Below are 25,584 nucleotides of genomic sequence, written 5' to 3' on the forward strand. Positions count from 1 at the left end.
CGCGAAGGCGGGTGATCCAATACGGCGGGGCCTATCGATGTCGCCCGAGCTCTCTGGAATACCGGATCGCCCAGTCGCTTTTTTGGAGACGCGCTTCGCGCCTTTGCCGGGGCGATGACAGAGAGGAGTGAGGCTGGCGCCGATGGCAGACACGCAAAATCTCTCTGGCGAAGACTCCCTCATCGCGCGCTATTTCAAGCCGCTGGCGATCGATCCCGGCGCGTTCGGCCTAGTCGACGATGCCGCGATCCTGAGATCGGCTGGCGAGGACATCGTCGTCACCACCGATGCGGTAGTGGAGGGCGTGCATTATCTTGCCGCTGATCCGCCTGACACCATCGCGCGCAAGGCGCTGCGGGTGAACCTGTCCGATCTCGCGGCCAAGGGCGCGGTCCCAGCCGGATTCGTGCTGACGCTGGCATTGCGCAACGGGGAGGATGCCTGGCTGCGGCCGTTTGCGGATGCGCTCGGCGAGGACGCCAAGAGCTTCGCGTGCCCGCTGCTCGGCGGCGATACGGTGTCGACGCCGGGACCGCAGATGATCTCGATCACTGCCTTCGGCCGCGTCCCGCAAGGACGAATGGTCGGTCGCATCGGCGCCCGGCCGGGCGACCGCATTCTGGTGACGGGGACGATCGGCGATGCCGCGCTCGGCCTCCACGTGCTCACCGGCGGCGCTGCGGCCGGCGCGCTGACATCCGATCCCGCCGCGCGGGATTTTCTGGTCTCGCGCTATCGCGTGCCGCGGCCGCGCAATGCGCTGGCGCAGGCCGTGCGCGATCACGCAAGCGCCGCGATGGATGTCTCCGACGGGCTCGCGGGCGATCTCGCCAAGCTTTGCGCAGCATCCGGTGTCTCGGCCACGGTCGACGTCGCGAACATACCGCTATCGGCTGCGGCAGCAGGCCTGGTCGCGCGCAAGGCTGTTGGCGTCGAGACGCTACTGGCCGGTGGCGACGATTACGAGGTGCTGTGCACCGTCCCGCCGGCGCAAAGCGATGCGCTGATCGCCTCGGGGCGGGCGGCTGGCCTTGCCGTCACGGCGATCGGCACGATTGTTGCGGGCCAAGAGCCGCCGCGCTTCCTTGATGGGCAGGGGCAGGAATTGACTTTGAAGCGCCTTTCGTACAGCCATTTCTAGGAATCGCTCCAAGCCAGCGCCAGACGCTCAGGGCCCGGCCTAAATACCTGCCGAGATCGGCTGTTTCGGCCTTATCCGGCGTTGCACCCTCAATTTGATTTTGGCAAGCTCGCAACCGACTGGGGCCGCCCCTTCGGGCAAGGGGCGGCTTTGTTCAAAATCAAGGCGCCGCACCGCACGACGGACAACAAAAGGCGCCGGGGGTACATCAAGGATCTGAGGCAAAAAATCACATGACAGCATTATGGTTGATAGTACTCTGCGGAGTGCTTTCCGTCGTCTACGCGATTTGGGCGACGTCTTCGGTGTTGAGCGCGGATGCGGGGTCGCCGCGCATGCAGGAGATCGCAGGAGCGGTGCGCGAAGGTGCACAGGCGTATCTGCGGCGCCAGTACACCACGATCGGTCTCGTCGGCATCGTCATCTTCGTGCTGCTTGCCTATTTCCTTGGGGTTTATGTCGCGATCGGTTTTGCCATCGGCGCCATCCTGTCGGGGGCGGCCGGCTTCATCGGCATGAACGTCTCGGTCCGCGCCAATGTGCGCACTGCTCAGGCCGCGACGACCTCGCTCGCGGGCGGCCTGGAGCTCGCCTTCAAAGCAGGCGCCATCACTGGCCTTCTGGTCGCCGGTCTCGCCCTGCTGGGCGTCACACTCTATTTCGCCTTCCTGGTCCACTCGCTTAAGCTCGCGCCCGACAGCCGTCTCGTCGTCGACGCCCTGGTGGCGCTCGGCTTCGGCGCCTCGCTGATCTCGATCTTCGCCCGTCTTGGCGGCGGTATCTTCACCAAGGGGGCGGACGTCGGCGGCGACCTCGTCGGCAAGGTCGAGGCCGGCATCCCCGAGGATGACCCGCGCAACCCCGCCACGATCGCCGACAATGTCGGCGACAATGTCGGCGACTGTGCCGGCATGGCCGCTGACCTGTTCGAGACCTATGCGGTGACCGCCGTCGCCACCATGGTCCTGGCGGCGATCTTCTTCGCCAAGACGCCGATCCTCGCCAACATGATGACGCTGCCGCTCGCGATCGGCGGCATCTGCATCATCACCTCGATCATCGGCACCTTCTTCGTGAAGCTCGGGCCGAGCCAGTCGATCATGGGCGCGCTCTACAAGGGCCTGATCGCGACCGGCATCCTGTCCCTGATAGGCATCGCGCTGGTGATCTACTACTTGATCGGCTTCGGCAAGCTCGACGGCGTCGACTACACCGGCACAGCTCTGTTCGAATGCGGCGTGGTCGGCCTCGTCGTCACGGCGCTGATCATCTGGATCACCGAATACTACACCGGCACCGACTATCGACCGGTGAAGTCGATTGCCCAGGCTTCGGTGACCGGTCACGGCACCAACGTGATCCAGGGCCTCGCCGTCTCGATGGAAGCGACCGCGCTGCCCGCGATCGTCATCATCGCCGGCATCCTGGTCACCTACAGCCTCGCTGGGCTGTTCGGCATCGCGATCGCGACTGCCACCATGCTGGCGCTGGCCGGCATGATCGTCGCGCTCGACGCATTCGGTCCGGTCACCGACAATGCCGGTGGCATTGCCGAGATGGCGGGCCTGCCGAAGGAGGTGCGCAAGTCGACCGACGCGCTCGACGCGGTCGGCAACACCACCAAGGCGGTGACGAAGGGCTACGCGATCGGCTCGGCCGGACTCGGTGCGCTGGTGCTGTTCGCGGCCTACAACCAGGACCTCAAGTTCTTCGTTGCCGACTCCGCGCGCCATCCCTACTTCGCAGGCGTCAATCCGGACTTCTCGCTCAACAATCCCTACGTGGTGGTGGGCCTGTTGTTCGGCGGCCTCTTGCCGTATCTGTTCGGCGCGATGGGCATGACGGCCGTCGGCCGTGCTGCCGGCGCGATCGTGGAAGAGGTGCGCCGTCAGTTCCGCGAGAAGCCCGGCATCATGCAGGGCACTGACAAACCGGACTACGGCAAGGCGGTGGATCTGCTCACGAAAGCGGCGATCAAGGAGATGATCATCCCCTCGCTGCTGCCGGTGCTGTCGCCCATTGTCGTCTACTTCCTGATCTACGCGATCGCGGGTGGAGGTGCGGCCGGCAAGTCAGCGGCGTTCTCGGCGGTGGGCGCGATGCTGCTCGGCGTAATCGTGACGGGCCTGTTCGTCGCGATCTCCATGACCTCGGGCGGCGGCGCCTGGGACAACGCCAAGAAGTACATCGAGGACGGCCATTTCGGCGGCAAAGGTAGTGATGCCCACAAGTCGGCGGTGACCGGCGACACCGTCGGCGATCCCTACAAGGACACCGCCGGCCCCGCGGTGAACCCGATGATCAAGATCACGAACATCGTGGCCTTGCTGCTGCTGGCGATCTTGGCGCATTGAGCGGCGGAAGTGGAACGAGACAAAACCCCGCGGCGCGAGCCGCGGGGTTTTCTTTCTCATTGTCATTCCGGGGCGGTCCGCAGACCGAACCCGGAATCTCGAGATTCCGGGTTCGGCTCGTTGGAGCCGCCCCGGAATGACGCTGTGCGTTACTGCACGTCCATCTGCAGGCCTTCCTTCTGGATGATCGCGGCGAACTTCTTTGTCTCGGCATCCACGAAGGCGGCGAAGTGCTGCGGCGTGCCGTAGTCGGCGCGGGCGCCCATGGCGGCGATCTGCTTCTTGATGTCGTCGCGCTCCAGCATCGCCTTCACTTGGAGATTGAGCGCTTCGAGCACGGGCGCGGGGACGCCCTTCGGCAGGAAGACGGCGAACCAGGAGGACACGTCGAAGTTCGCCAGCTCCGGCGCGCTCTCGCGCATGGTCGGCAGATTCGGCGCGAGCTCGCTACGCTCGGTCGTGGTGACGCAGAGGCCGTTGAGCGTGCCGTTCTGCACCTGCGGCAGGCTCGGATAGAGATTGTCGAACAGGATCTGGATGTCGCCCGCGAGCGCGGCCTGGAGTGCGGGGCCGGCGCCGCGGAACGGGATGTGGGTCATCTTCAACCCGGTGAGCTGAAGGAACCAGGCGCCGGTGAGGTGAGGGCTCTGGCCGACGCCTGAGGAGGCGTAGCTGAGCTTGTCCGGATTGGCCTTCAGGTACGCGATCAGCTCGGGAATCGATGTGATGCCGGTCTTCGGATGCGCCGAGACGATGTTCGGAATCCGGATCATGTTGGAGACCGGCTGGAGCTGCTCCGGCTTGTAGGTGAGGTTCTTGAAAATGCTGTAGGCGATCGCGTTCGGCCCCGGATTGCCGATCAGGATGGTGTGACCATCGGGCTTGGCGCGGACCACCTCGGCTGTGCCAATGGTGCCGCCACCGCCCGAGCGGTTCTCCACGACCGCCGACTGGCCCCAGGCAGTCTGCAGATGCGCGGCGAGGAGCCTGCCCATGACGTCGGTCGAGCCGCCAGCCGCCGCCGGCACGATGAGGCGAACGTTCTCGGTGGGCTTCCAGTCGGCCAGGCTCGATCGCGGCAGGATTGCTGCGGCCGAGAGGCCGGCAGCGCCAGCGAGCACACGACGACGGGACAAAAAAGTCTTGGGCACGAGTCCACTCCCTGCTTCTCGTTTTGCAGCGAGCGTAGGGAACCCGACGTGCGACGGCAAGTCGCACGAAACGGCACGACGCCGCAGGCTCGAGCCCATTCCGGTGCAATCGGAACGGGCTCCAGATTCTTCATGCGTTTTCTTTACGCGAACCGGTATCCACTTGGCTCGAAAACGCCCTAAGGGCTCAGTTAAAGCTGAGCAGCTTGAACAGCGGGGTGAGGTAGCTCATCTCCTGACCCGAGGTCGCCGTGGTGCGGCTGATGAAGTCGAAGATCTTGCCGTCCTGAAGGCCGTAATTCGCCAGCCGGCGCACGCGCCGGTTCTTGTCGAAATAGATCGCGATCACGCGTTGGTCGACCACCTTCTGGTTCATGAAGGCGACGGGACGCTCGGAGCGCTGGGAGATGTAGTAGAACACCTCGCCGTCCAGGGTCGCGACGGTGGAGGGCGTGCCCATCACGATCAGCACCTGGTCCTGGCTCGCGCCAATCGGAATCTGCTCCAGTGCCCCAGGCGGCAGGATGTAGCCCTTCTGGAACTGCTCGCCGGTGCAACCCGCAAGCGCCGCGCTGACCAGGGTCGCGGCCGCGACTATGCGCAGGCCGCGCCAACATGCGTGAAGGCCGCGCCGCTGACTTGCGCGCTGGCTGGTCTGGTTCGTTATCGTCATTGCGGAACTGATTCCGTCCCCTTGCGTCGCGCGAGGCGCTGAAGTACCGGGCGGAGGCTCTGAATGCAACACGCGCGCGCCTGCTTGCGGACACCACAATGCTTTGGCCGTTCAATCACTTCAGGAAACCCCGGCTAGCCCCGCGGGGCACCATCGAGGCCATCTATGGCATGATCGTGACGCAGGCGCGAGAACCCATATTTTACCGTGACTTGGGCGTGCCGGACACGGTTAACGGGCGTTTCGACCTGTTGCTGCTGCATCTTTGGCTGCTGCTGCGCCGCCTGCGCACGGTCCAGGGCGCCCCCGAGCTGTCGCAGGCGCTGTTCGACCGCTTCTGCGAGGACATGGACGACAATCTCCGCGAGATGGGGGTGGGCGACCAGACCGTGCCGAAGCGGATGCGGGCTTTTGGCGAGGCCTTCTATGGCCGCGTCCAGGCCTATGACCAGGCCATGGAGGGCGGCGGCGAGGCGCTGGCATCGGCGATCTGCAAGAATATCTTGAACGGGACCGGCATCGATCAGGCGCAGAGGCTCGCGGCTTATGCCCGGGCCACAGAAGCCGATCTCGGCCGGACCGACGAGGCCGCGCTCTTGCGCGCGTCCTTCAAGTTTCCCTCAGCCCTCCCAGAGGATGTCACGCCATGAGCCGACCGACGACCGGATCCGAGCCCGATCCCTGGCGGGCGCCCGTCATCGTGGCGCAGGTCCCTGACACCGGCCTGCATCGCGTACTCGAGGCCTCGGCGGCCGAACGGCAGGCCATGGCCGAGCTCGCGGGCCTGCGGGAGATCCTGTCCGCTCATGCCAGCTTCGATGTGGTGCCGAGAAGCGGCGGGCGGATCCAGGTCACGGGGCTGGTCCGCGGCCGGATCGGCCAGACCTGCGTCGTCACGCTCGATCCGATCGAGACCGAGATCGAGGAGGAGGTGGACCTGATGTTCGCTCCCGAAGCCGAGGCGCGCCGGCTGGCCGACCTGATCGAGGAGGGACAGGACGACGAGGCGCTGCCTGCGGTCGCCGACCCGCCGGAGGCGATCGTCAATGGCATCATCGACCTTGGGCGTCTCGCCACTGACGCGCTGTTTCTGGCAATCGATCCCTATCCGCGCAAGGAGGGGGCCGTGTTCGAGGCGGACGTCACCGCCCTCGATCCCGAGGACCATCCCTTCGCAGCCCTGAAGGCCCTGCAGGACAGGAAAAAGGGCAAATAGCTTGGATTTGCGGCGGGACCGCTTCGGACCGGACACGAACCGTTTGCCGCGCTGGTTTGAAGAACGGTTTCATCCGTTTGATTTCAATGCGTTTCCGCCCTGATTTGTCGGTGCGCTCGCGGATCGTCCTGAATGCAAAAGGCTGGGGGCAAGAGGTTGTTTCGGGGGTACAAAACGCTATTGTCGCGGCCCGGTCCGGGTGCGGCGTGGCGCTCGGCCAACCGCCATGTCCGTGGCGAACCCATTTTGCGGCCCGCTAGCTTAAGACCGCACGAGACCAGTTCCAGGACTTTCATGCCAAGCAAGATTCGCATCGCGCTGGACGCCATGGGAGGCGATGTCGGCCCCGCCGTGGTCATTCCCGGCGCTGCCATCTCGCTTGGCAGGCACCGCGACAGCGAATTCCTGCTGGTCGGGGACCGCGCCAAGATCGAGCCCGAGCTCGAAAAGCACTCCGCGCTCAAGGCCGCCTCGAAGATCATCCATACCGACGTCGCGGTCAGCATGGAGGACAAGCCGAGCCAGGCGTTGCGGCGCGGCCGCAAAACCTCCTCGATGTGGCTCGCGATCGATGCCGTGAAGAAGGGCGAGGCGGATGTTGCGATCTCCGCCGGCAACACCGGCGCGCTGATGGCGATGGCGCGTTTCCACCTACGCACGCTGCCGGGCATCGACCGCCCGGCGATCACCGGGATATGGCCAACTAAGCGTGGCCAGTCCGTCGTGCTCGACCTCGGTGCGACCATCGGCGGCGACGCCCACCATTTGGTGTCGCTCGCGCTCATGGGCGCGGCCATGGCGAGCGTGCTGTTCGACAAGACGCGGCCCACGGTCGGGCTGCTCAACATCGGCGCCGAGGAGATCAAGGGCCACGAGGAGATCCGCGAGGCTAGCGAGATCCTGCGTGCGAGGAACCTGCCGGAGCTCGACTATATCGGCTTCGTCGAGGGCGACGGCATCGGCAAGGGGCTGGCCGACGTCATCGTGACCGAAGGTTTTAGCGGCAACATCGCGCTCAAGGCCGCCGAGGGAACCGCACGGCAGATGGCGGAATTACTCCGTAACGAGATGCAGCGGAGCTGGCTGTCCAAGCTCGGCTATCTGTTTGCGCGCAGCGCTTTTCAGGCCCTGCGCGACAAGATGGACCCAAACAAGTCGAATGGCGGAGTGTTCCTGGGACTGAAGGGACTAGTGGTCAAGAGCCATGGCGGAATCAGCGCCGAAGGCTTTGCCTATGCGATCGATGTTGGCTATGAGATGGCTCACTACGATCTCCTGAACAAGATCAATCAGATGCTCAACCGCGAGGGTGGTGCACTCAGTTCCGTGCAGGCCGCGCAGGAGGCTGTTTCGTGACGAAAATTCGTTCGGTCGTGCTCGGCTGCGGCTCTTATCTGCCGGAGCAGGTGGTGACCAACGCCCAATTGGCGGCCCGCATCGACACCTCCGACGAGTGGATCGTACAGCGCACCGGCATCCGTGAACGGCACATCGCGGCTGAGGGCGAGTTCACCTCGCACTTGGCGCTGCGGGCGGCGCAGGCTGCGCTGAGCGATGCGGGGGTGGACGCGCAATCGATCGAGCTGATCGTGCTGGCGACCTCGACGCCGGATAATACGTTTCCCGCAACCGCGGTCGCCGTGCAGCACGGGCTCGGCATCAACCATGGCGCGGCGTTCGACCTCCAGGCGGTCTGCTCCGGTTTCGTGTTCGCGCTGGCCACCGCCGACAATTTCCTGCGCACCGGCGCCTATAAGCGCGCGCTGGTGATCGGCGCCGAGACCTTCTCGCGCATCCTCGACTGGAACGACCGCGGCACCTGCGTACTGTTCGGCGACGGCGCCGGCGCTGTCGTGCTGGAGGCGCAGGAGCAGCCGGGCACCGCCGCGACCGACCGCGGCATCGTGACCACTCATCTGCGCTCCGATGGCCGCCACAAGGCAAAGCTGTTCGTCGACGGCGGGCCGTCCTCGACACAGACCGTCGGCCATCTGCGTATGGAGGGCCGCGAGGTCTTCAAGCATGCGGTGGGCATGATCACGGACGTGATCGTCGATGCCTTCCAGGCGACCGGGCTCAATGCCGACAGCATCGACTGGTTCGTGCCGCACCAGGCCAACAAGCGAATCATCGACGCCTCCGCGCACAAGTTGCATATCGCGCCGGAGAAGGTGGTGCTGACCGTGGACCGTCACGGCAACACCTCGGCGGCTTCGATTCCCTTGGCGCTGTCGGTGGCACGCAGGGACGGCCGCATCAAGAAGGGCGACCTGGTTCTCCTGGAGGCCATGGGCGGCGGCTTCACCTGGGGCTCCGCGCTCGTGCGCTGGTAGCAACAGTCGATAAAATTTTGCCGGAATCAGCGCGATTATCGATGCGTCTGCATTGATGAGCGCTGTTGACCGTTGTATCGTAAGCTCCTAATTTCAGACAACAATTGTTCGCCGTGATGTGGGGCAGGGCGATGACCGATCAAAGCAAAACCGTAACGCGTGTCGATCTGTGCGAAGCCGTCTACCAGAAGGTGGGCCTGTCGCGCACGGAATCGTCCGCCTTCGTGGAACTCGTGCTCAAGGAGATCACCGACTGCCTTGAGAAGGGCGAGACGGTGAAATTGTCCTCGTTCGGCTCCTTCATGGTGCGCAAGAAGGGTCAGCGTATCGGCCGTAATCCGAAGACCGGCACCGAGGTGCCGATCTCGCCGCGCCGGGTGATGGTGTTCAAGCCGTCGGCGATCCTGAAGCAGCGGATCAACGCCCAGCACCGCACCAATGGCGACGCCAGCAAGGCTCAACCCGAGGCGTAATCGCCTTTCGGAAAGGATTGGCATTTGGACAAGGCGCCGGATGCGTTCCGAACCATCAGCGAAGTAGCGCAGGAACTCGACATTCCGCAGCACGTGCTGCGGTTCTGGGAGACGCGGTTCTCCCAGATCAAGCCAATGAAGCGCAGCGGCGGCCGCCGCTACTACCGCCCCGACGACGTCGACCTGCTCAAGGGCATCCGCCGCCTGCTCTACGGGGAGGGCTACACCATCCGCGGGGTGCAGCGGATCCTGAAAGAGCACGGCGTCAAATCGGTGCAGGGCCTCGCCGACAGCGCCGCCGCGGTCTCGTTCGGGGCCATCGAGGACGCCATCGGCGCGAGCTTGATGGAGCCCGACGACGAGGCACCGATCAGGGGCGTCACCGACAGCGACGATGACGATTACCAGGGCGACGAAGAGGAAGGCATCGACTTCCGCTTCGCCGAGATCGACGACGAGGACATCCTCACCACCTTCCGCAAGGGCGGCACTGCCGCCGCGCCGGCTGGCCCCAGCGCGCTGGACCGGGAGCGGCTAGGGCGGGCGCTCGCCGACCTCGTTGCCTGCCGTGAGATGCTGGATCAGGCGCTGAAGGACGGGTAGGGCCGTTCCGCCGGCTTTGCGGGCAGTTCCGGAATTTGAGCCGACACCAATTTGGTGCGGGCGCCTTGCACAAGGCGGCGATCCTAGCTAATGGAACGGCATTCGGAGCGTGGCGCAGCCCGGTTAGCGCACTAGTCTGGGAGACTAGGGGTCGGAGGTTCAAATCCTCTCGCTCCGACCATTTTCTCAACTCATCTGTCGGGTGGATTGACCGTCGGCGTGGAGTCTGCTCCCGCCCGTGACGGATGCGCGCGTCAGTCGTGGGCGGCTGCTTCGGTGGTCGGGAAACAAAAACGCCGAAAACAACCCCATGCACAGTAGCGATGTCATTGGAGAATGACGGTTTTCCGAAGCGATTTGACAGCGGTGGAGAAGAGACTGCCAGGGTCACTTAAGTAGAGGGCCGGGGGTTATCGGATTTGCGCCATTCGGCGCTGCCGTCAGCCCGCAGAGTAAATGGTATACTGACGAGAATAATGGCGCAGTAGCGTCGGAGTTCTTTGAATTGCAGGCCATTTCGCTTCGACGCCGGTTGTGTGTTCACAACACCTCTGCACGAATCTGAGCCACGCCACGATCGGTAATCCCCAAGCTGCGCGCAGCGGCCAGCGAAAGGTCGAGGACACGACTGCGGACGAACGGACCGCGGTCATTGACTGTGACGATGACGCTTCGGCTGCCGTGAGTAACGCGCAACTTGGTGCCGAAGGGCAGGTGGCGGTGCGCCGCTGTTAGCCGATTACGATCAAACGATGAACCGCTTGCTGTCTTGCCTTTGGGATAAGAATAGTAGGAGGCTTTGCCGGAAATGACACGATGAGAAGATTGGGCTCCTAAACGATCTTTCGAGGGCTCTTCCGGAGTCAGAGGTTGCGCTTGCTGTGGGGTCGAAGGTTGCGATTGCGTTTCGTCCTTCTTTGTCTGGTCGAGCCCTTCAGGAACTGGCTCCGCGTGTGCTTTGGGAATGATGGACCACCTGTCGTCGAAGGTTTGCGCGACAGCAGGAGTCGAGCAGATCGCCATCCAAGCTGGGATTGTTGCAATCGCGATCATTCTACAAAGAACTTGCATGATCGGCCTCACGCATGAAACTGACGGACAATGCAAACTCATCGGCCTGTGTTCCTGCACCAGCATTTCTCGTGCAGACAAAGGTGAATGCATACCGCTGGTTCGATGCCTAGTTCCGAGAGTACTAAAGGCGCAGCGCAGCAAGCACTTGTCTCGCTGCGGCGCATCACGCCGTAGATCTGCGGCGAGGCACGAAATTGCCGCACCCAGCAGCCGCTGCTTGGCTTCTACTCGGAGAGTGCAGTCCTTCGATCTCGAAACTGCTCGAGCTTCGCAATTTGTGTTAGCTGCCACAACGGGGCATCGGGTTGAAGGCTTCAACGTCCTTTAGCTGGCCGGTACAGGGAATCTGCTCGGCGGGGACGCGGTACAGTTTCGGGTCGATGCGCGTGATCATTGTCACGGAGCGCGGCGGCTCAATGATGCTGGCGCTATCGAGCCCATGCGGAGGGAGAGGGGCGCGCCTTCCCGGGCGTTTCCTCGGCGTCGTAGTTCTACGGGCTTAAGCGTGGCCCTTGATCTCGTAGTGACCAGGCACGCATTTGTAGCGATCGAGGCGCCAGTTGGCGCGATAGATCGGATGCTCGCCCATCCATTTCGCAAGCGGGGCCTGTGCGCCGATCGCGCATTGCATCATCGACATCTCGGGCGTCATGTTGCTGTCGGTCACGATTTCCTCGACGCAACTGCCTGAGCTGGCTGCGCTTAGCCGGCAGAGCACGGCAACGACGGTCACGAACATTCCTGTCACCTCATCGGTTATTTCTGACCACGAAGAGGATGCAAGCGGAGTGCCAGAGCCTGTGACACGCAACAAATACGCTGGCCTGGGCCGACTTGCCCCAGCGTACGGAATCGATTTGACGATTCGGATTATAAAAAAATTCCCGCTAACACGAAGCCGGACAAATACGGGGCCGGCCTCAGCAATGGGCGGATTGTGGGCTATCGCATACGGCTTTTTGAGCGGCCTTGCGCGCACACCTCGTCCTTGAGACGATTGCTTCACGCGGTCTCCTCAGGATGAGGCTCGCTCAAACTGATGCCGCGCATTGTGTCCTCATCCTGAGGACCTGCTGAAAGCGCGCGTCTCGAAGGATGCGCCGCGGTGAGAGGTCGCCGGACCACGGTGACCTCGACGAGGCTGCCGATGCCCTCATGTGAATAGTCCGCGGCCCGAAATCACCGGCGTCGAATGATCGCGCTGATGCGCTTTTACCTGCCGATGCGACGCTGCTACATTTTACGCGGCGCCCCGCAGCGCGGGCAGCTCTGAAGAAACATACCGACAAGGGGAGGGACCGAAGTCCCATGAAGGATTTTGCAGGAAAGATCGCAGTCATCACCGGCGGCGGCACGGGAATGGGGCGCGAGCTCGCACGGCAGCTCGTGGCTGAGGGCTGCAACGTCGCGATGTGCGACGTCTCGGAAGCCGCGATGGCCGAGACCAAGCGGCTCTGCGAGGCCGAGAAGCTGCCGCAAGGCCTGCGCGTCACGACGCATGTCGCCGACGTCGCGATCGAGGACCATCTGAAGCGTTTTCGCGACGAGCTCGCCGAGCAGCAGAAAACGGACCGGATCCATTTGTTGTTCAACAATGCCGGCATCGGCGGTGGCGGCAGCCTGTTCACCAACACGCGCGAGCAGTGGGAGCGCACCTTCAACATCTGCTGGGGCGGCGTCTATCTCGGCGTGCGCACCTTCCTGCCGATGCTGGTCGCCGCGGACGAGGCGCACATCGTCAACACCGCGAGCGTCAACGGCTTCTGGGCCTCGATCGGCATGAACCAGGCGCACACCGCCTACAGCTCGGCGAAGTTCGCGGTGAAGGGATTTACCGAAGCGCTGATCAACGACCTCCGCTTGCACGCGCCGCACGTCAAATGCTCGGTGGTGATGCCCGGTCACATCGGCACCTCGATCGTCTCCAATTCGCGCAAGGTGCAGAGCAGTGATGGCTCGGACCGGCTCAATGCCGACGAGGTCGCGCTGACCCGCAAGCGCATGATCGCGGCCGGCGTGCCAGATGCCGACAAAATGACGGAGGAGGACATCCAGGCGGCGTTTGCCGAGCGCGCCCGCAGCTTCCTGGAGGATGCGCCGACGACGGCGGCCGAGGCCGCGAAGATCATTCTCGACGGGGTCAAGGCGGAGCGATGGCGCATTCTCGTCGGCGAGGACGCCAAGCGCCTCGACGAGCGCGTGCGCGCCGCGCCGGAGCAGGCCTACGACCGCGCCTTCTACGAAAGTTTTACGCAGGAGGTCGGCTGGCGGCTGGGTTGAGGCCGCCTGCGAGCGGGGCGCCCATGTGGGTATGATGATCGTCATGGCAAGAGGTGCTCAGGCAATTTTACGTGCCACCTCTTGCCAATGTGACGTCCGCATCATGACCGATCGGTATGTCACGCATGCGACACGACAATGTTCAAGCGATGGTGATCTCGAACGGCTTTCATTTTGGTCGCGGCTGCTTGGTTGGGGACCTGAAATGGTTTAGTCAAGCAGGCGTAACGCGCGACGATAGAGCGTAGCTCCCGATGATGCCCGCATGCCTCTCCGACGACTGGACCCTTTGCCCGGAGCGAGAGGACATCTCCGCTGAATTCACGCGGCTGCTCACCGCGGCTCAGGAGGGCGGCGCCACCATCGCCGAATGCCTGATGATCGCGCGGCAGCTGAAGCGGGGCGACGGCCGCTCCTGGCACCGCGAGTGGAAGAAGTTGGCGCAAGCCAATCGGCAGCGCGCCGAGGCGGCCTCCGCAGAAGGTCACATGGCGAGCGCACGGCGCAACTGGCTGCGCGCCATGAACTACTATGGCGCCGCGGCGATGCCGCTCGAGCAGGACGACGAGCGCCGCTGGGTCGTTGTGCTCGCAATGCAGGAATGCGCACGCCGCTACCTTTCCGCGCGCAGCCCGGCCGGTGAAGTCGTGACCGTCCCCTGGCTCGACGGACATGCGCTGCAGGGCTACTTCCTACCTGCGCCGTCGGGAAGCGGGCGGGCTCCGACCGTGATCTGCATCGGCGAGCCCGGCCACCGCAAGGAGGAATTCCTGTTCAAGCTCGTGCCACATGCGTGCGAGCGTGGATTCTCGGTGTTGGCGCTGGACCTGTTCGGCGATCAGCGCGACGATTATATCGATGTGCTGTTGCGGCGCCGGGATCTTGAGAGCGCGATAGCGTGCGTCATGGACTATCTGGAGACGCGCAGTGACGTCGATTTCGCGCGCGTTGCAATCGTCGCGGATGGCTGGGGCTCTTCCTTCGTGGCGCGTGCGGTGTTGCAGGAGCCGCGGCTTGCCGCTGCCGTCTGCGACGGCGGCCTGTGGGACCTGCACGAGCGGGCCTTCTTCGCCAGCCGATTCGCACTGAGCGACGTCAGCATCGTGCCGGTGCCCCATGCGCCGCTGATGGCTTCCAGCATCGACTGCCCGGTGTTGATCACGCTCGGCGAGGATGGCTGGCTGAAGGCCGACCGGGCGCGTCAGATCGTCCAGAGCTCCCGCATTGGCAGCTCGGACGTCATGTTGAAGGTGTTCACTGCGGCCGAGACCGGCGCGGCGCAGGCCCATGCGGATAATCCGAGCCTTGCCAACGAATACATCTTCGACTGGCTCGAATCGCGGCTCGGCGCAGCCGGCTAGATATGATGTAAAGCGCGCGTCAGAAATCGAGCGTGAGGCGGACGCAGGCCTTCTCGAGGCGCGACTTCAGCATTGCGAGCTTGGCGGTGAATTCGGTGAGCTCTTGCTCGTCGAACTCCTGGAAGACGAATTCCTTGATGGTCTTGTACTGCTCGTTGAGGCTCGCCAGGTGCTTCTGCGTCTTCTCGGTCAGGGACAGCCGGACCACCCTGGCGTCGGTCGGCGAGGGCCGACGGCGCAACAGGCCCTTCTTCTCGAGCAGCTTGGACTGGGTGGTGACGAACGACGGATCGACGTGGAGAAGCTTGGAGACGACGTTGACCGGAATGCCGTCGTCCTTGTCGAGGTCGGAGATGGCCATCAGGATCAGCCATTGCGGGCCGCTGATGCCGAGCGTCCTCGCCCAGAACTGACGCAGCTCCTCCAGATACATGTTGATCGAAGAGATCTCCCAGGTGAAGCGCCTGATGATATCCAGATTGCCGACGGAGCGCAGGCGTGAACCCTCTTTCCTCGTTGCGGACACAGCGTCACTCCCGTGAACTGATTCTTCAGGCCAGTGTTCGTAGCAGGCCATAGTCCACGCAAGCCTGTCCTGACGCAAGTGCAGAGCAGGGTAATTTCGTCACTAAAACTACAAAGATGATTAGCTCAGTTGATTGCTCCTTGGGCGGGTGTTGCGCGCCGGGCACAGGTCCAGCAAAACCAGAAAGCTGATCTAATAAACTATTTTGATTAACGAAAGACGCAGGCATATTGATCGATGACGGTGGGGGGTCCTCGATCGTCCCGTTGCAGGTGGTTCGCTCACGTCCCTCGCTCGAAGCGGGTGTGTCCGAAAGCGCAAAGCGGCCGAGCGGATTTGAGAGACGGAGATCTGGGGGGCCATACGGTCCGGTCTCCGTAAAAAGAGCAACTTGGAGGTTTTAAATGAAACTGGTGAAGAGCCTTTTGCTCGGCACTGCGGCGGGTCTGATCGCCGTCGGTGGAGCCCAGGCGGCCGATCTTCCGGTCAAGGCCAAGGCGGTCGAATACGTCAAGATCTGCACGCTCTATGGTGCGGGTTTCTACTACATCCCGGGCACCGACACCTGCATCAAGCTGGGCGGCTATCTGCGTGCTGAAGTCGCCCTCAACGCGGGCGGCAACTACAACGCCCAGTACAACGGCGTCTTCGCGGCGAACAACCGGCTGACGAACTACTACTCGATGCGCGCTCGTGAAGATCTCAACATCGACACGCGCACCGCGACCGAGTACGGCGTGGTCCGCACCTATTTCGACGCGGTCTTCACCTGGACGACTGGCAATTATAGCGGAACCGGTTCGGCCACGGGCGGGACTCAGTATAGCAGCACGATCGGCCTCAACGCAGCCGGCACCGCCCTCACCGGTTCGGCCAGCAGCATCAACCCGACCGATGGCGGCATCTCGGGCGGCGCGCTCGGCGTCTACTATGCCTTCATCCAGTTCGCCGGCTTCACGATGGGTAAGGCTGTATCGCAGTTCGACGCGCCCTGGGTCAACTATCCCGGCAACAACTTCGATCAGCTGGTCGGCGGCAGCGGCTCGACCAACGGCGTCGCCCAGTTCACCTACACGGCCGATTTCGGCCAGGGCGTGACGGCGACGATCTCGGCGCAGGACCAGACTCAGTTCTTCACGACCAACCTCTGGAACACGGCGGGCATGAGCACCACCGGCGTCCTCGGCGGCGCCTACGGGTCGAACGACATCGGCGGCACCCGGTCGCCCGACCTCGTCGGCACGGTCCGCGTCGACCAGGCCTGGGGTATGTTCCAGGCGTCGGTCGCCGCACACGACAACCACGTCGGCTATTACGGCGCCACTGAAGTCACCGGTCATCCGGAGGACAAGTGGGGTTGGGCCGTCCAGCTCGCTCTGTCGATCAAGAACATTCCGACCGGCGCCGGCGACGTGATCAACGTGTCGGGCGTCTACACCGAGGGCGCGAGCCGCTACAACTTCCAGTCGCTGGCCGCGACCAGCTACTCGATGTTCGGCAGCTCGAACGCCGCTTATCAGAGCATCGGCTTCGCCGGCGTGTCTGACGCGGTGTTCGGCCCGGGCGGCAACCTCGAGCTGACCAAGACCTACGGCTTCCGGGGTGCCTACACCCACAACTGGAGCCCGTACTGGAACACGGCACTCTATGGTGCGTGGGCTGCGGTCAACTACAACGGCACCGCCAAGGGCCTGATCTGCGGCAGCGCGGCGTTCGCCACCCTGACCGGCACCTGCAACCCGGACTTCAACATTGGCCAGGTCGGCGTCATCACCCGCTGGACACCGGTGAAGAACCTGACGTTCTCGGCTGACTTCACCTACAGCCATCTCGACCAGAAGTACTCGGGCGCGATCACGACCGGAGCACTGACGACCGTCGCCAAGCCGGCGGCCACCTACGAGCTGAAGGACCAGGACACCTACAGCCTGCTGCTGCGCGCACAGCGCAACTGGTAAGCTCGGCCCTCGAAGATGAAGCAGCCCCGGCGGGAAACCGCCGGGGCTTTTTTACAATGAGGCGGTTCGGAAATCGGCAGCCTCCCACGCAGTCGATGAAGACGTGCTATGCGATTCAATCGCCTCAGATTTATTTACTTACCTGAGTTACTAAGCTATATAGCTCTCAGCCGATTACGAAAGTTGCGGCTCTTGGCTTCACGCTAAGCCTCCAGAAACCTCCGGTGATGCCCCACCGGAGGTTTTTCGTTGTGCCTGTTTCAGCCGCTGATGGCGCGGGTGCGCGAGTTCGGCCGGTAGGCGAGGCGGCTGTGACCGGCGCAGTAGGATTGCCCCTCCGGCGCAGCATTGCCGCAGAAGCAGAAATCGTCTTCGCCCGGCGTCGAGATGGGCCAGCGGCAGCGATTCTCGGACAGCTCCAGCAGCGAACAGCGGTTGCCGTCGTCGATCGGCTCTGCAACCACGGGCATGCCGGTCTCGCCGTAGATCGTGGCGAGCATCTCGTATTGCAGGCGCGGGACGGCCTTCGGCGCGCGCGCCGACGCAAAGCCCCTGTCGTGAACCTTGCGCTCATCGACCGTCCGCCCCCGCGTCAGATTCAATCGGGACAGCTTGCCGATCACCGCGTTGCGGCTGACGCCGATGTCGGCGGCGATCTCTCGACAGGAGAGGCCAGCGTCGAAGTGCCGCTTCAAGAGTTCAATGCGTTCGTCGGTCCAAGTCGGTGAAGCGGTTTGAGAAGGAGTCGGGGAAAGAGCAGGCATGTGTAACGGTCCCAGGTTGCAGATGTCGGCCATCCGCCTCTCGAGATCGGTCCGCCTCACGTCCGGCGCGCGCTCACGTCCTGCCATTGTCGCGGATCGACAAAAGCCCGTCCTTGATGGCGAGACGGATGCCTTCCTCGATCAATGTCCGCGCGACGCCGGGAACGCTCGTGCCGTGGGTGCCCTGTCTCACCAATTTCTCCAGATAGGTGATGGTCGAGAGCGCCAAGGTTACGGGAATGCGGTCAGTCTCGGCTTTTTCGGTGGCCATGGCCCGAACGCTAGCCTCTTACTCGGGTACATAAAAGTAACGATTAAGACTCTATTTAGGTTCGGGGGTGCGAGTCAAATCCGGGCCAGACCGGTGTATCAGCCCATTGGAATCGCTGGAGAAGTTGGGCACGGCGCGGCGCGCCGCCCGAAAGCCGGGCGGCGGCGTGGCTTCACCCACATCAGGAGAGGCGGGCCGGCTCAGCCGTGCACGATCGCCTTTTCGATCATGCAATGGATGCCCTTGGCACCGTTGACGGTCTGGGTCACCCGCAGATCGGCGGCCAGGCTGCACAGCGTGTAGGCGTCTTCACGCGACAGGTTTCGCGTCTCGCCGAGCAGCGCGATCATGTCGCGCAGCGCGCGCACCACGCATTGGTCGAGGTCCGGGTCCATCGCCATGGTCATGTAGTGCGTCGCCGTCTCGGCGCGGGGATAGTCGAACTTGAGATCCTTGCGCAATGTCAGGCGGAAGCGGCCCCGGAGTGCAGTCTCGATCGCGGTGACGCAGACCTCGCCGTCGCCTTGCACGCCGTGCCCGTCGCCGCAGGAGAACAGCGCGCCCGGCACGAACACCGGCAAATAAAGTGTTGCGCCCGCGCCGAGCTCCTTGTTGTCGAGATTGCCGCCCATCGCGCGGGGGACCAGCGAGGAGATGCGGCCCCAGGCCGGCGGCGGTGACACGCCCATGACGCCGAAGAACGGCTTGAGCGGCAGGTCCAGACCCCATGGCATGCGGCCGGTCATCCGCGTTCGGTCGAGCGGGATGTTCAGGATACGCGTCGCGTGGAAATCGTCGGGCAGGGTGCCGGACAGCGGCTTGATCATGTTCCAGCCCCAATCCTGCCGGAGCTCGACGTCGAGGATCTCGATCGCGAGGACATCGCCGGGCTCGGCGCCTTCGACCGCGATCGGACCGGTGAGGATGTGGCCGGGCAGCATGCGCTCGTTCCTGGCGTGAACCTCCAACATCTCCGGCGGAATGTGAAACTGATTGCGGTCGGGCAGCATGTCCGGACCGCCGCTGATGGTGTCGATCGTCACCTCGTCGCCGCTGGCGATGGTGAGGACGGGCCTGAGCGCGGCTTCGAAGAAGCCCCAATGGCAGGTTTCTGGGCTGGAATGCAGGTGATGATGGGTCATTTGCCGGGTCCGGTTGGTTTCATCGGCCGCGGGCTTGACCCGGCGATCGATCCTCTTTCAAGAAGATTTCTGAAGAAGGCCGGGCCGGTCAAGCCCGCGCATGACAGGCACGATCATTCCAGCGAGGCTCTCCTGTTTTTCGCTCTCTCCAAGACCCTCGGCGTCGCGCTGCTGCCGATCAATCTCCTGGTCGAGCTTGGGATGCTGTCTGTCGTGCTGATGGCGACGCGCTTTGCCGCGTTCGGCCGTAAGCTTGCCGCAGTCACGCTGGTTCTGCTGGCGCTCGCGGCGTTCTCGCCGCTCGGCAATCTCTTGCTCTATCCGCTGGAGTCGCGCTTTGCGCCCTGGGATCCGTCGCGCGGTGCGCCAGATGGCATCGTCGTGCTCGGCGGCTCCGTCGACACCGAGCTGTCGGCGGCGCATCGCACGCCGGTGGTCGCGCACGCGGCCGATCGTCTGTTTGCGCCGGCCGAGCTCGCCCGCCGCTATCCCAATGCGCGCATCGTCTTCACCGGGGGCACGTCGAACCTGGTCTCGACCGTCGCGAGGGAAGCTGATTACTCCGCGCCAGTCCTGGAGAATGTCGGCATAGCGAAGCAACGCCTGATCATCGAGCGGGACTCGCGCAACACCTGGGAGAATGCCATCTTCACGAAGCAATTGGTGTCACCGAAGCCGGGCCAGCGCTGGCTTCTGGTGACGTCGGCCTTTCACATGCCGCGCTCGATGGGGATCTTTCGCAAGGCCGGATTTGACGTCGAAGCCTATCCGGTGGACTGGCGAATGGGTGGGCGTGACGATCTGTTTTCCTTCACCAATAGGGGTGCGGACGGACTTGGCCGAACCGACGTCGCCGTGCGCGAGTGGATCGGCCTCGTGGCCTACCGCGTGATGGGCAGGACCGGCGAGTTGCTTCCGGGGCCCGCCAAGGACTAGAACGAGAGCCGCAAAACAACAACAGACGGCGCGATCGCCGGCCCGGAGGACGCCATGCAACAGCAGAGCGCGGATAGGATCGACCTTGCTGCACTCGTCGCCGATCTCAATAGCCTGCTCCGGCTGAAGACGACGGTGATCGGCATGAAACTGTTCGCGCGCGCCGCGGACATGGAGGCGATCCCAAAAATCCGGCGGCCGAACGCGATCCACACCACCGACCAGATCGTCAGCATGGCCGCGCGTCTGGGATGGACCGTCGGCATCACGGCCGACGATCTCGTGGGTGCGCAATGCCGCGCCGTGATCGGTCTTGCGCCGCAGGATGATAAATGGCTCGCGGGCGAAAATTACGTCGGGGTGTGGCACGGCACGGCGGAAGATGCACGCAAGCGCCAGGAAGCGCTCGACGTGGTGCCGTTCGGGCAATATCAGGCGCTCGCCGTCAGCCCGCTGTCGAGCGGCAGGCTCGATCCGCCCGACATTTGCCTCGTTTACGCGACGCCCGGGCAGATGATCATCCTGATCAACGGGCTGCAATATACCGACTACAGGAAGTTCGAATGGGGCGTGGTCGGGGAGACCGCCTGCGCGGATTCCTGGGGGCGGGCGCTCAAGACCGGCGAGCCCAGCCTGTCCTTGCCATGCTATGCCGAACGGCGCTATGGCGGCGTGCCGGACGAGGAGATGCTGATGGCTTTGAAGCCCGCGCACCTCGCCAAGGCAATCGAGGGCATGAAGGCGCTGGCCAAGAATGGCCTGCGCTATCCGATTCCGCCCTATGGCATTCAAAGCGACGTCCGTGCCGGCATGGGCGTGAGCTACGCGAAAAAGTAAAGGCCGATTATGAGCTCTGCGAAATTCGACATCGTCGTCTACGGCGCGACCGGTTTCACCGGCCAACTCGTCGCCGAATATCTGTCGGCGCGTTACAAGGACGACAAGGCGCTGACATGGGCGCTGGCCGGCCGCAGCCTCGACAAGCTGAAATCGGTGCGCGAAGCGATCGGCGCACACGCCGAGACGCCACTGATCGTGGCCGACGCATCGGATGCGGCTTCGCTGAAGGCGATGGTGGCGCAGACCAGATCAGTGATCACGACGGTCGGGCCGTATCAGTTCTATGGCGAGGAACTGCTCGCGGCCTGCGTCGCTGCGGGCGCGGATTATTTCGATCTCTGCGGCGAGCCGGTCTGGATGCGGAAGATGATCGACAAATACGAGGCCGCAGCCAAGGCAAGCGGCGCGCGCATCGTGTTTTCCTGCGGCTATGATTCCGTGCCGTTCGAGCTTGGCACTTTCTTCGTGCAGGAAGAGGCCAAGCGCGTGTTCGGCGCGCCGGCGCCGCGCGTCAAGGGCCGCGTGCGCGACATGCGTGGTACGCTGTCAGGCGGCACCGCGGCGAGTGCAAAAGCGACCTTCGATGCGGTTGCCAAGGACCTCAGCCTTGTCGCCATTCTCAACGACCATTTTGCACTGACGCCGGGCTTCACCGGCCCGAAGCAGCCGAAGGGCAACAGGGCGGTCTATGAGGAGGATCTGCAATCCTGGGCTGCACCGTTCATGATGGCACTGATCAACACGCGTAACGTTCATCGTTCTAACATGCTGATGGGCTTTCCCTACGGGAAGGAGTTCGTCTACGACGAGATGGTTCTGACCGGTCCCGGCGAGAAGGGTGAGGCCAACGCGAAGCGCGTGATGGCCGCCAATGCCGAGAAGACCGGGCCGAACGCACCGAAGCCGGGCGAGGGGCCCTCGAAGGAGGAGCGCGAGAAGGGTCTCTTCAATCTGCTGTATGTGGCGATCACACCGGACGGCCGCCAGGTGCGCGCCGGCGTCACCGGTGACCGCGATCCCGGCTACGGCTCGACCTCGAAGATGATCTCCGAATGCGCGATCTGCCTGCTGCGCGAGGCGGCTGACGTTCCGGCCGGCTTCTGGACACCGGGTGCAGCGATGCAGCACAAGCTGATCAAGCGGCTGCGTGACAATGCGGGGCTGACGTTCGAGGTGGAGACGTAGGCGGTGCCATCAAGGACGCTGTCATGCCCCGCGAAGGCGGGGCATCCAGTACGCAGCGGCCTCTCGGCTCTATCACGACCGTCTCTGAAATACTGGATCGCCCGGCTTCGCGGGCGATGACACCGAGCTTGCCGCTACACCGCACGCGCGTCATAGGCGTACATGAAATCCATGCCCTTGGCGCCAAGTGGCAGGAGCCACTTCAGCATCTGATTGCGAACCCACGCACCGGTGGCGCTAAATTCGCGCTTGCTGTTGCCATTGCGGCGCGCCATGGCGACGATCTTTTCGGTGCGCGGGCGGCGCGAGGCCTCGAAGGTCTGGAAGGTGGCGCTGAGCTCCTGCCCCTCCTGCATCAGCCGCGCGAGCCGCATCGCATCCTCCAGCGCCAGCGAAGCGCCTTGGCCGGCATGGGGGCTGGTCGCATGCGCCGCATCGCCGATTAGCAGCGAGCGCTTGCGCGACCAGGTCGGCAAGGTCGCGACGTCGAGCGTGTCGGTGACGACGATGTTCTCGGCCGCTTCGATGATGTCGGGAATCGGATCGTGCCAGCCGCGATGGAAGCCGCGCAGATGCTGCTTCAGCGTCGCGTGGTCGAGCGCGCGAAACATCATCGCGTCCCTGCCGTGCGCCGGCTGCGTGCTCCACCACATCACGCCGTCGTCCGGATCGGGGCTGCAATAGCCGTAGCCGAAGAAGCCACTCTGTCCGAACGTGGTCTCGACGTGGCGGCCGATCGGCCTGCCGTCGAGCACCGCGTGCGGCACGAAGCCGCCGAAGCCGATCAGTCCGGTGTTGAACGGCTGCGGCCCGTCCGGCACCACCTGGCGGCGCGCCACCGAGTGGACGCCGTCGGCGCCGATCAGGAAGTCGCCCTCGGCGGTGGTGCCGTCGGCGAAGTAGGCGATGATCGGTTGGTTGCCGCGGTCCTCGATTTTGATCAGGCGCTTCTCGAAGTAGAGTGAGACGCAGGCACACCAGGCCTTGTCGATCAGGATTTCGTTCAGCGTGGCGCGGGAGATGTTGACGGCCGGCTGGCCGAAGCGCCGCTCCATGTCGCGGTTGATCGAGCCGAGCCTCTCACCGTCCTGCGAATAGAAATCGAAGGCCTCCGCGACCGAGCCGCGGCTGATCAACTCTTTCGCAAGGCCGATCTCGTCCATGACATGCATGCCGTTCGGTGCGATCTGAAGGCCGCCGCCAATGCCCTTCGAATAGGGCCAGGCCTCATAGATCGCGGACTCGATGCCGGCCCGGCGAAGCAGGATCGCGACGACGGGCCCGGCGATGCCGGCGCCGATGATCAGGGCTTTGCGGGGACGGTAGGACATGGCTTGCTCCCGACGTGTCCGTGGTGCTAGCAGAAATCACGGCTGCTAAATCTCTTAGTAGCTAAGATATATACTGACTAAGTGATGAGGCGGATCTTGTCAAGGACGAAGGCGCGCGATGCGCTGTTGCAGGAACTCGAGGAGGCGATGCGCAGGTCGTCCGCGCAGGGCGTGCTCTATGGCCAGACCGTTGCGAACGTTGCCGGAATTGCCAATTCCGACCTTGAATGCATGGACATCCTGTATCTCGAAGGCCGTGTCACTGCGGGCCGGCTGGCCGAGGTCACGGGGCTCACGACCGGCGCCATCACCGGCGTGGTCGACCGGCTCGAAAAGGCCGGGCTGGTGCGCCGTGAACGCGACGAGACCGATCGCCGGAAAGTTTTCATCGCGGTCGTGCCGGACGCGGCGATGAAGATCGGTCAGTTCTACGTACCGATGCAGCAGGCGATGGAGAAGGTGTTCGGCGGCTATTCCGACGAGCAATTACGTCTGCTGCTGCGCTTCGCCAATGAAGGTTACAAGGCCGTGCTCGCAGCCACGGAGACGCTCAAGGGCCTACTCGAGACCCCACCGGAGAAGCGTCCCGCTCTCAAGCTGAAGAAGCTTCGTCGTCAGCCTTGATCTTGTAGACCTGCGCGGCCGCGATCATGCCCCACATCGCGCCCAGCATCATCCAGAAGTGCCGCCAGTGGTCGGTGTCGATCACAAAACTTTCGCCGACAGTGCCGATGAAGGCAGAGAACACCGCGAGATAGGCGCGCTGCCAGGGCACGCGGACGAAGATGTGGCGGAAGCCCATGATGACGGTGGTGAAGACCAGCGCGGGATAGCACACGCCAGAGAGCCAGCCGCCGGACATGAAGGCGTTGAGATAGGAATTGTGGGTGTCCTCGGGGAAGAAGCGGTGGAACTGCAGGGGGCCGATGCCGAACGGCAGGTCGAGCGCCATGTCAGCGCCGAGGATGTGGCGGCCGAACCGGCCGAAGCGGCCCTCGTCATAGCTCTGGTCGAAGCTCGCGCGCTGCTTGAACATCTCGGCAATCGAGTCGAATGACAGCAGCACCGCGATCAAGGCCAGTCCCAGCACCGCGGCGACGATCGCCATGGCGATGATGCGGGACCGCTGCGCGTTGGTGCGGCTGGTCAACACCATCAGCGCCAGCATGAAGGCGGAGGTCAACACCAAGCCGCCCCAGGCGGCGCGGGAGAAGGCGAGCAGGATCGCCAGCGACATGAGGCCGAAGCCGATGACATTGCGGAACGCCTTGCCGAGCTTGTCCGAAACCACGCTCTGGAGCGAGAACAGCGCCGGCAGGATGAGGAAGGCGCCGAGCACGTTCGGATCCTTGAACGTGCCGCGCGCACGTCCGTAGAGCGTGAGGAGATCGTCTCCGCCAGGGATCAGGTGGAAGTAACCGGCGACCGCCAATAGCGAGGCGACCATGGCGCCGACCACGAGCCCGCGGCGGAGCATGTCGAGCCGGGCCGCCGTATCCTCCGAGGTGACCATCGCGAAGAACACCACGGTCACCGCCATATACCAGGAGGTCGCGATCCAGCTCGCCACCTCGGGCTGATCGAGCAGCGGGATCGCGCTGATGGTGTAGCCGACATTGAGCAGGACCAGCATCAGCACCAGCGGCATCAGCGCGAGCTTCAGCCGCAGACCGGTGGCGAAGAAGGTGACGGTCGCGAGCAGCGTCGCGATCTCGTAGGGGCTCGGCTCGATGAACACGATCGCGCCCGACGCGCCGACCAGCCATACCAGCGCGCGCTGGAAGGCCAGCACGCCGGGTGCAGCCCGTACGGCTACGTTTACTTCACCGGCTGTCGCCGCATACGCCATCGCACGCTCATACGCTTACGCTACTGGTACGCCACAATACCGCTGTCATCGCCCGGCTTGACCGGGCGATCCAGTACTCCGCGGCGCCTATTGCGGACAACGGCTGGCGCTGCGGAGTACTGG

25 protein-coding genes and 1 tRNA gene are annotated in these 25,584 nt (G+C 63.8%); 16 read left to right on the forward strand and 10 right to left on the reverse strand.

What is annotated here, in order from left to right; genetic code table 11:
- Window positions 1-142: 142 nt before the first annotated feature.
- Window positions 143-1,141, forward strand: a complete 999-nt coding sequence (gene thiL, locus IVA98_RS36115; RefSeq protein ID WP_247337348.1) for a thiamine-phosphate kinase — start codon at window positions 143-145, stop codon at window positions 1,139-1,141.
- Between the two features lie 233 nt (window positions 1,142-1,374).
- Window positions 1,375-3,495, forward strand: coding sequence for a sodium-translocating pyrophosphatase (locus IVA98_RS36120; RefSeq protein WP_247299616.1), 2,121 nt, complete (start codon window positions 1,375-1,377; stop codon window positions 3,493-3,495).
- 149 nt (window positions 3,496-3,644) lie between these two features.
- Here the strand turns inward: IVA98_RS36120 and IVA98_RS36125 are convergent, their stop codons facing one another.
- Together IVA98_RS36125 and IVA98_RS36130 are read right to left on the reverse strand one after the other, a co-directional pair.
- A complete protein-coding gene (locus tag IVA98_RS36125) occupies window positions 3,645-4,646 on the reverse strand; it encodes a Bug family tripartite tricarboxylate transporter substrate binding protein (protein ID WP_247299614.1) in 1,002 nt (333 codons plus the stop codon).
- A 187-nt stretch (window positions 4,647-4,833) separates the two neighbouring features.
- Window positions 4,834-5,319 carry an outer membrane protein assembly factor BamE gene (locus tag IVA98_RS36130; protein WP_247299612.1) on the reverse strand — a complete coding sequence of 162 codons (486 nt, stop codon included), beginning with the start codon at window positions 5,317-5,319 and terminating at the stop codon, window positions 4,834-4,836.
- Window positions 5,320-5,417: 98 nt separating this feature from the next.
- Here IVA98_RS36130 and IVA98_RS36135 point away from each other — a divergent pair, with 98 nt between their 5' ends.
- The 7 genes from IVA98_RS36135 (at window position 5,418) to IVA98_RS36165 (ending at window position 10,125) form a co-directional block, all read left to right on the forward strand.
- The gene (locus IVA98_RS36135; RefSeq protein ID WP_247356849.1) at window positions 5,418-5,969 is read left to right on the forward strand and encodes a ubiquinol-cytochrome C chaperone family protein; all 552 of its coding nucleotides are present in this window, start codon (window positions 5,418-5,420) and stop codon (window positions 5,967-5,969) included.
- Complete coding sequence (locus IVA98_RS36140) at window positions 5,966-6,535, forward strand: YceD family protein (RefSeq protein WP_247299607.1); 570 nt, start codon at window positions 5,966-5,968, stop codon at window positions 6,533-6,535. The genes IVA98_RS36135 and IVA98_RS36140 overlap by 4 nt, the downstream gene beginning before the upstream one ends.
- A gap of 294 nt (window positions 6,536-6,829) precedes the next feature.
- Entirely contained in the window at window positions 6,830-7,891 is a 1,062-nt protein-coding gene (gene plsX, locus IVA98_RS36145; protein ID WP_247299598.1) for a phosphate acyltransferase PlsX, read from the forward strand.
- Window positions 7,888-8,868: a beta-ketoacyl-ACP synthase III gene (locus IVA98_RS36150; RefSeq protein WP_247299596.1), complete on the forward strand. Its 981-nt coding sequence runs from the start codon at window positions 7,888-7,890 to the stop codon at window positions 8,866-8,868. Before plsX ends, IVA98_RS36150 begins: the two co-directional genes overlap by 4 nt.
- Before the next feature lie 131 nt (window positions 8,869-8,999).
- A complete protein-coding gene (locus IVA98_RS36155; RefSeq protein WP_018456841.1) occupies window positions 9,000-9,341 on the forward strand; it encodes an integration host factor subunit alpha in 342 nt (113 codons plus the stop codon).
- 24 nt (window positions 9,342-9,365) lie between these two features.
- Window positions 9,366-9,944 carry a MerR family transcriptional regulator gene (locus tag IVA98_RS36160; protein ID WP_247299595.1) on the forward strand — a complete coding sequence of 193 codons (579 nt, stop codon included), beginning with the start codon at window positions 9,366-9,368 and terminating at the stop codon, window positions 9,942-9,944.
- A gap of 103 nt (window positions 9,945-10,047) precedes the next feature.
- A tRNA-Pro gene (locus IVA98_RS36165) sits at window positions 10,048-10,125 on the forward strand.
- Window positions 10,126-10,484: 359 nt separating this feature from the next.
- On the opposite strand, the gene IVA98_RS36170 is transcribed toward IVA98_RS36165, so the two are convergent.
- A complete protein-coding gene (locus IVA98_RS36170; RefSeq protein WP_247299593.1) occupies window positions 10,485-10,997 on the reverse strand; it encodes a septal ring lytic transglycosylase RlpA family protein in 513 nt (170 codons plus the stop codon).
- A 520-nt stretch (window positions 10,998-11,517) separates the two neighbouring features.
- Window positions 11,518-11,757, reverse strand: a complete 240-nt coding sequence (locus IVA98_RS36175) for a hypothetical protein (RefSeq protein ID WP_247299591.1) — start codon at window positions 11,755-11,757, stop codon at window positions 11,518-11,520.
- Between the two features lie 569 nt (window positions 11,758-12,326).
- On the opposite strand from IVA98_RS36175, the gene IVA98_RS36180 reads away from it, so the two are divergent.
- Window positions 12,327-13,298 (forward strand): SDR family NAD(P)-dependent oxidoreductase, encoded by a 972-nt coding sequence (locus tag IVA98_RS36180; protein WP_247299589.1) that lies wholly within the window; start codon window positions 12,327-12,329, stop codon window positions 13,296-13,298.
- 254 nt (window positions 13,299-13,552) lie between these two features.
- Window positions 13,553-14,659, forward strand: coding sequence for an alpha/beta hydrolase family protein (locus IVA98_RS36185; protein WP_247356861.1), 1,107 nt, complete (start codon window positions 13,553-13,555; stop codon window positions 14,657-14,659).
- A gap of 19 nt (window positions 14,660-14,678) precedes the next feature.
- On the opposite strand, the gene IVA98_RS36190 is transcribed toward IVA98_RS36185, so the two are convergent.
- Window positions 14,679-15,185, reverse strand: a complete 507-nt coding sequence (locus IVA98_RS36190) for a MarR family winged helix-turn-helix transcriptional regulator (protein WP_247277084.1) — start codon at window positions 15,183-15,185, stop codon at window positions 14,679-14,681.
- Window positions 15,186-15,589: 404 nt separating this feature from the next.
- On the opposite strand from IVA98_RS36190, the gene IVA98_RS36195 reads away from it, so the two are divergent.
- Window positions 15,590-17,143 (forward strand): porin, encoded by a 1,554-nt coding sequence (locus IVA98_RS36195; RefSeq protein ID WP_247299585.1) that lies wholly within the window; start codon window positions 15,590-15,592, stop codon window positions 17,141-17,143.
- 260 nt (window positions 17,144-17,403) lie between these two features.
- On the opposite strand, the gene IVA98_RS36200 is transcribed toward IVA98_RS36195, so the two are convergent.
- The 3 genes from IVA98_RS36200 to IVA98_RS36210 form a co-directional block, all read right to left on the reverse strand.
- Window positions 17,404-17,907: a GcrA family cell cycle regulator gene (locus tag IVA98_RS36200; protein ID WP_247356863.1), complete on the reverse strand. Its 504-nt coding sequence runs from the start codon at window positions 17,905-17,907 to the stop codon at window positions 17,404-17,406.
- Window positions 17,908-17,980: 73 nt separating this feature from the next.
- A complete protein-coding gene (locus IVA98_RS36205; protein WP_007603456.1) occupies window positions 17,981-18,178 on the reverse strand; it encodes a hypothetical protein in 198 nt (65 codons plus the stop codon).
- A gap of 200 nt (window positions 18,179-18,378) precedes the next feature.
- Window positions 18,379-19,320, reverse strand: a complete 942-nt coding sequence (locus IVA98_RS36210) for an acetamidase/formamidase family protein (protein WP_247299581.1) — start codon at window positions 19,318-19,320, stop codon at window positions 18,379-18,381.
- 168 nt (window positions 19,321-19,488) lie between these two features.
- Here IVA98_RS36210 and IVA98_RS36215 point away from each other — a divergent pair, with 168 nt between their 5' ends.
- From IVA98_RS36215 to IVA98_RS36225, 3 genes are read left to right on the forward strand one after another with little or no spacing between them, the layout of a single operon-like run.
- Window positions 19,489-20,256, forward strand: coding sequence for a YdcF family protein (locus tag IVA98_RS36215; RefSeq protein ID WP_247356903.1), 768 nt, complete (start codon window positions 19,489-19,491; stop codon window positions 20,254-20,256).
- 54 nt (window positions 20,257-20,310) lie between these two features.
- A complete protein-coding gene (locus IVA98_RS36220) occupies window positions 20,311-21,093 on the forward strand; it encodes a DUF169 domain-containing protein (RefSeq protein WP_247356864.1) in 783 nt (260 codons plus the stop codon).
- 9 nt (window positions 21,094-21,102) lie between these two features.
- A complete protein-coding gene (locus IVA98_RS36225; RefSeq protein WP_247299577.1) occupies window positions 21,103-22,281 on the forward strand; it encodes a saccharopine dehydrogenase family protein in 1,179 nt (392 codons plus the stop codon).
- A gap of 134 nt (window positions 22,282-22,415) precedes the next feature.
- Here the strand turns inward: IVA98_RS36225 and IVA98_RS36230 are convergent, their stop codons facing one another.
- Complete coding sequence (locus tag IVA98_RS36230; protein WP_247356867.1) at window positions 22,416-23,612, reverse strand: FAD-dependent monooxygenase; 1,197 nt, start codon at window positions 23,610-23,612, stop codon at window positions 22,416-22,418.
- A gap of 147 nt (window positions 23,613-23,759) precedes the next feature.
- On the opposite strand from IVA98_RS36230, the gene IVA98_RS36235 reads away from it, so the two are divergent.
- The gene (locus IVA98_RS36235) at window positions 23,760-24,236 is read left to right on the forward strand and encodes a MarR family winged helix-turn-helix transcriptional regulator (protein WP_247299692.1); all 477 of its coding nucleotides are present in this window, start codon (window positions 23,760-23,762) and stop codon (window positions 24,234-24,236) included.
- Here IVA98_RS36235 and IVA98_RS36240 read toward each other — a convergent pair.
- Window positions 24,205-25,461 carry an O-antigen ligase family protein gene (locus IVA98_RS36240; protein ID WP_247337364.1) on the reverse strand — a complete coding sequence of 419 codons (1,257 nt, stop codon included), beginning with the start codon at window positions 25,459-25,461 and terminating at the stop codon, window positions 24,205-24,207. The two genes, IVA98_RS36235 and IVA98_RS36240, sit on opposite strands and share 32 nt — an antisense overlap.
- Window positions 25,462-25,584: the final 123 nt, after the last annotated feature.

It is taken from the genome of Bradyrhizobium sp. 160 (assembly GCF_023073735.1).
Classification (GTDB): domain Bacteria; phylum Pseudomonadota; class Alphaproteobacteria; order Rhizobiales; family Xanthobacteraceae; genus Bradyrhizobium.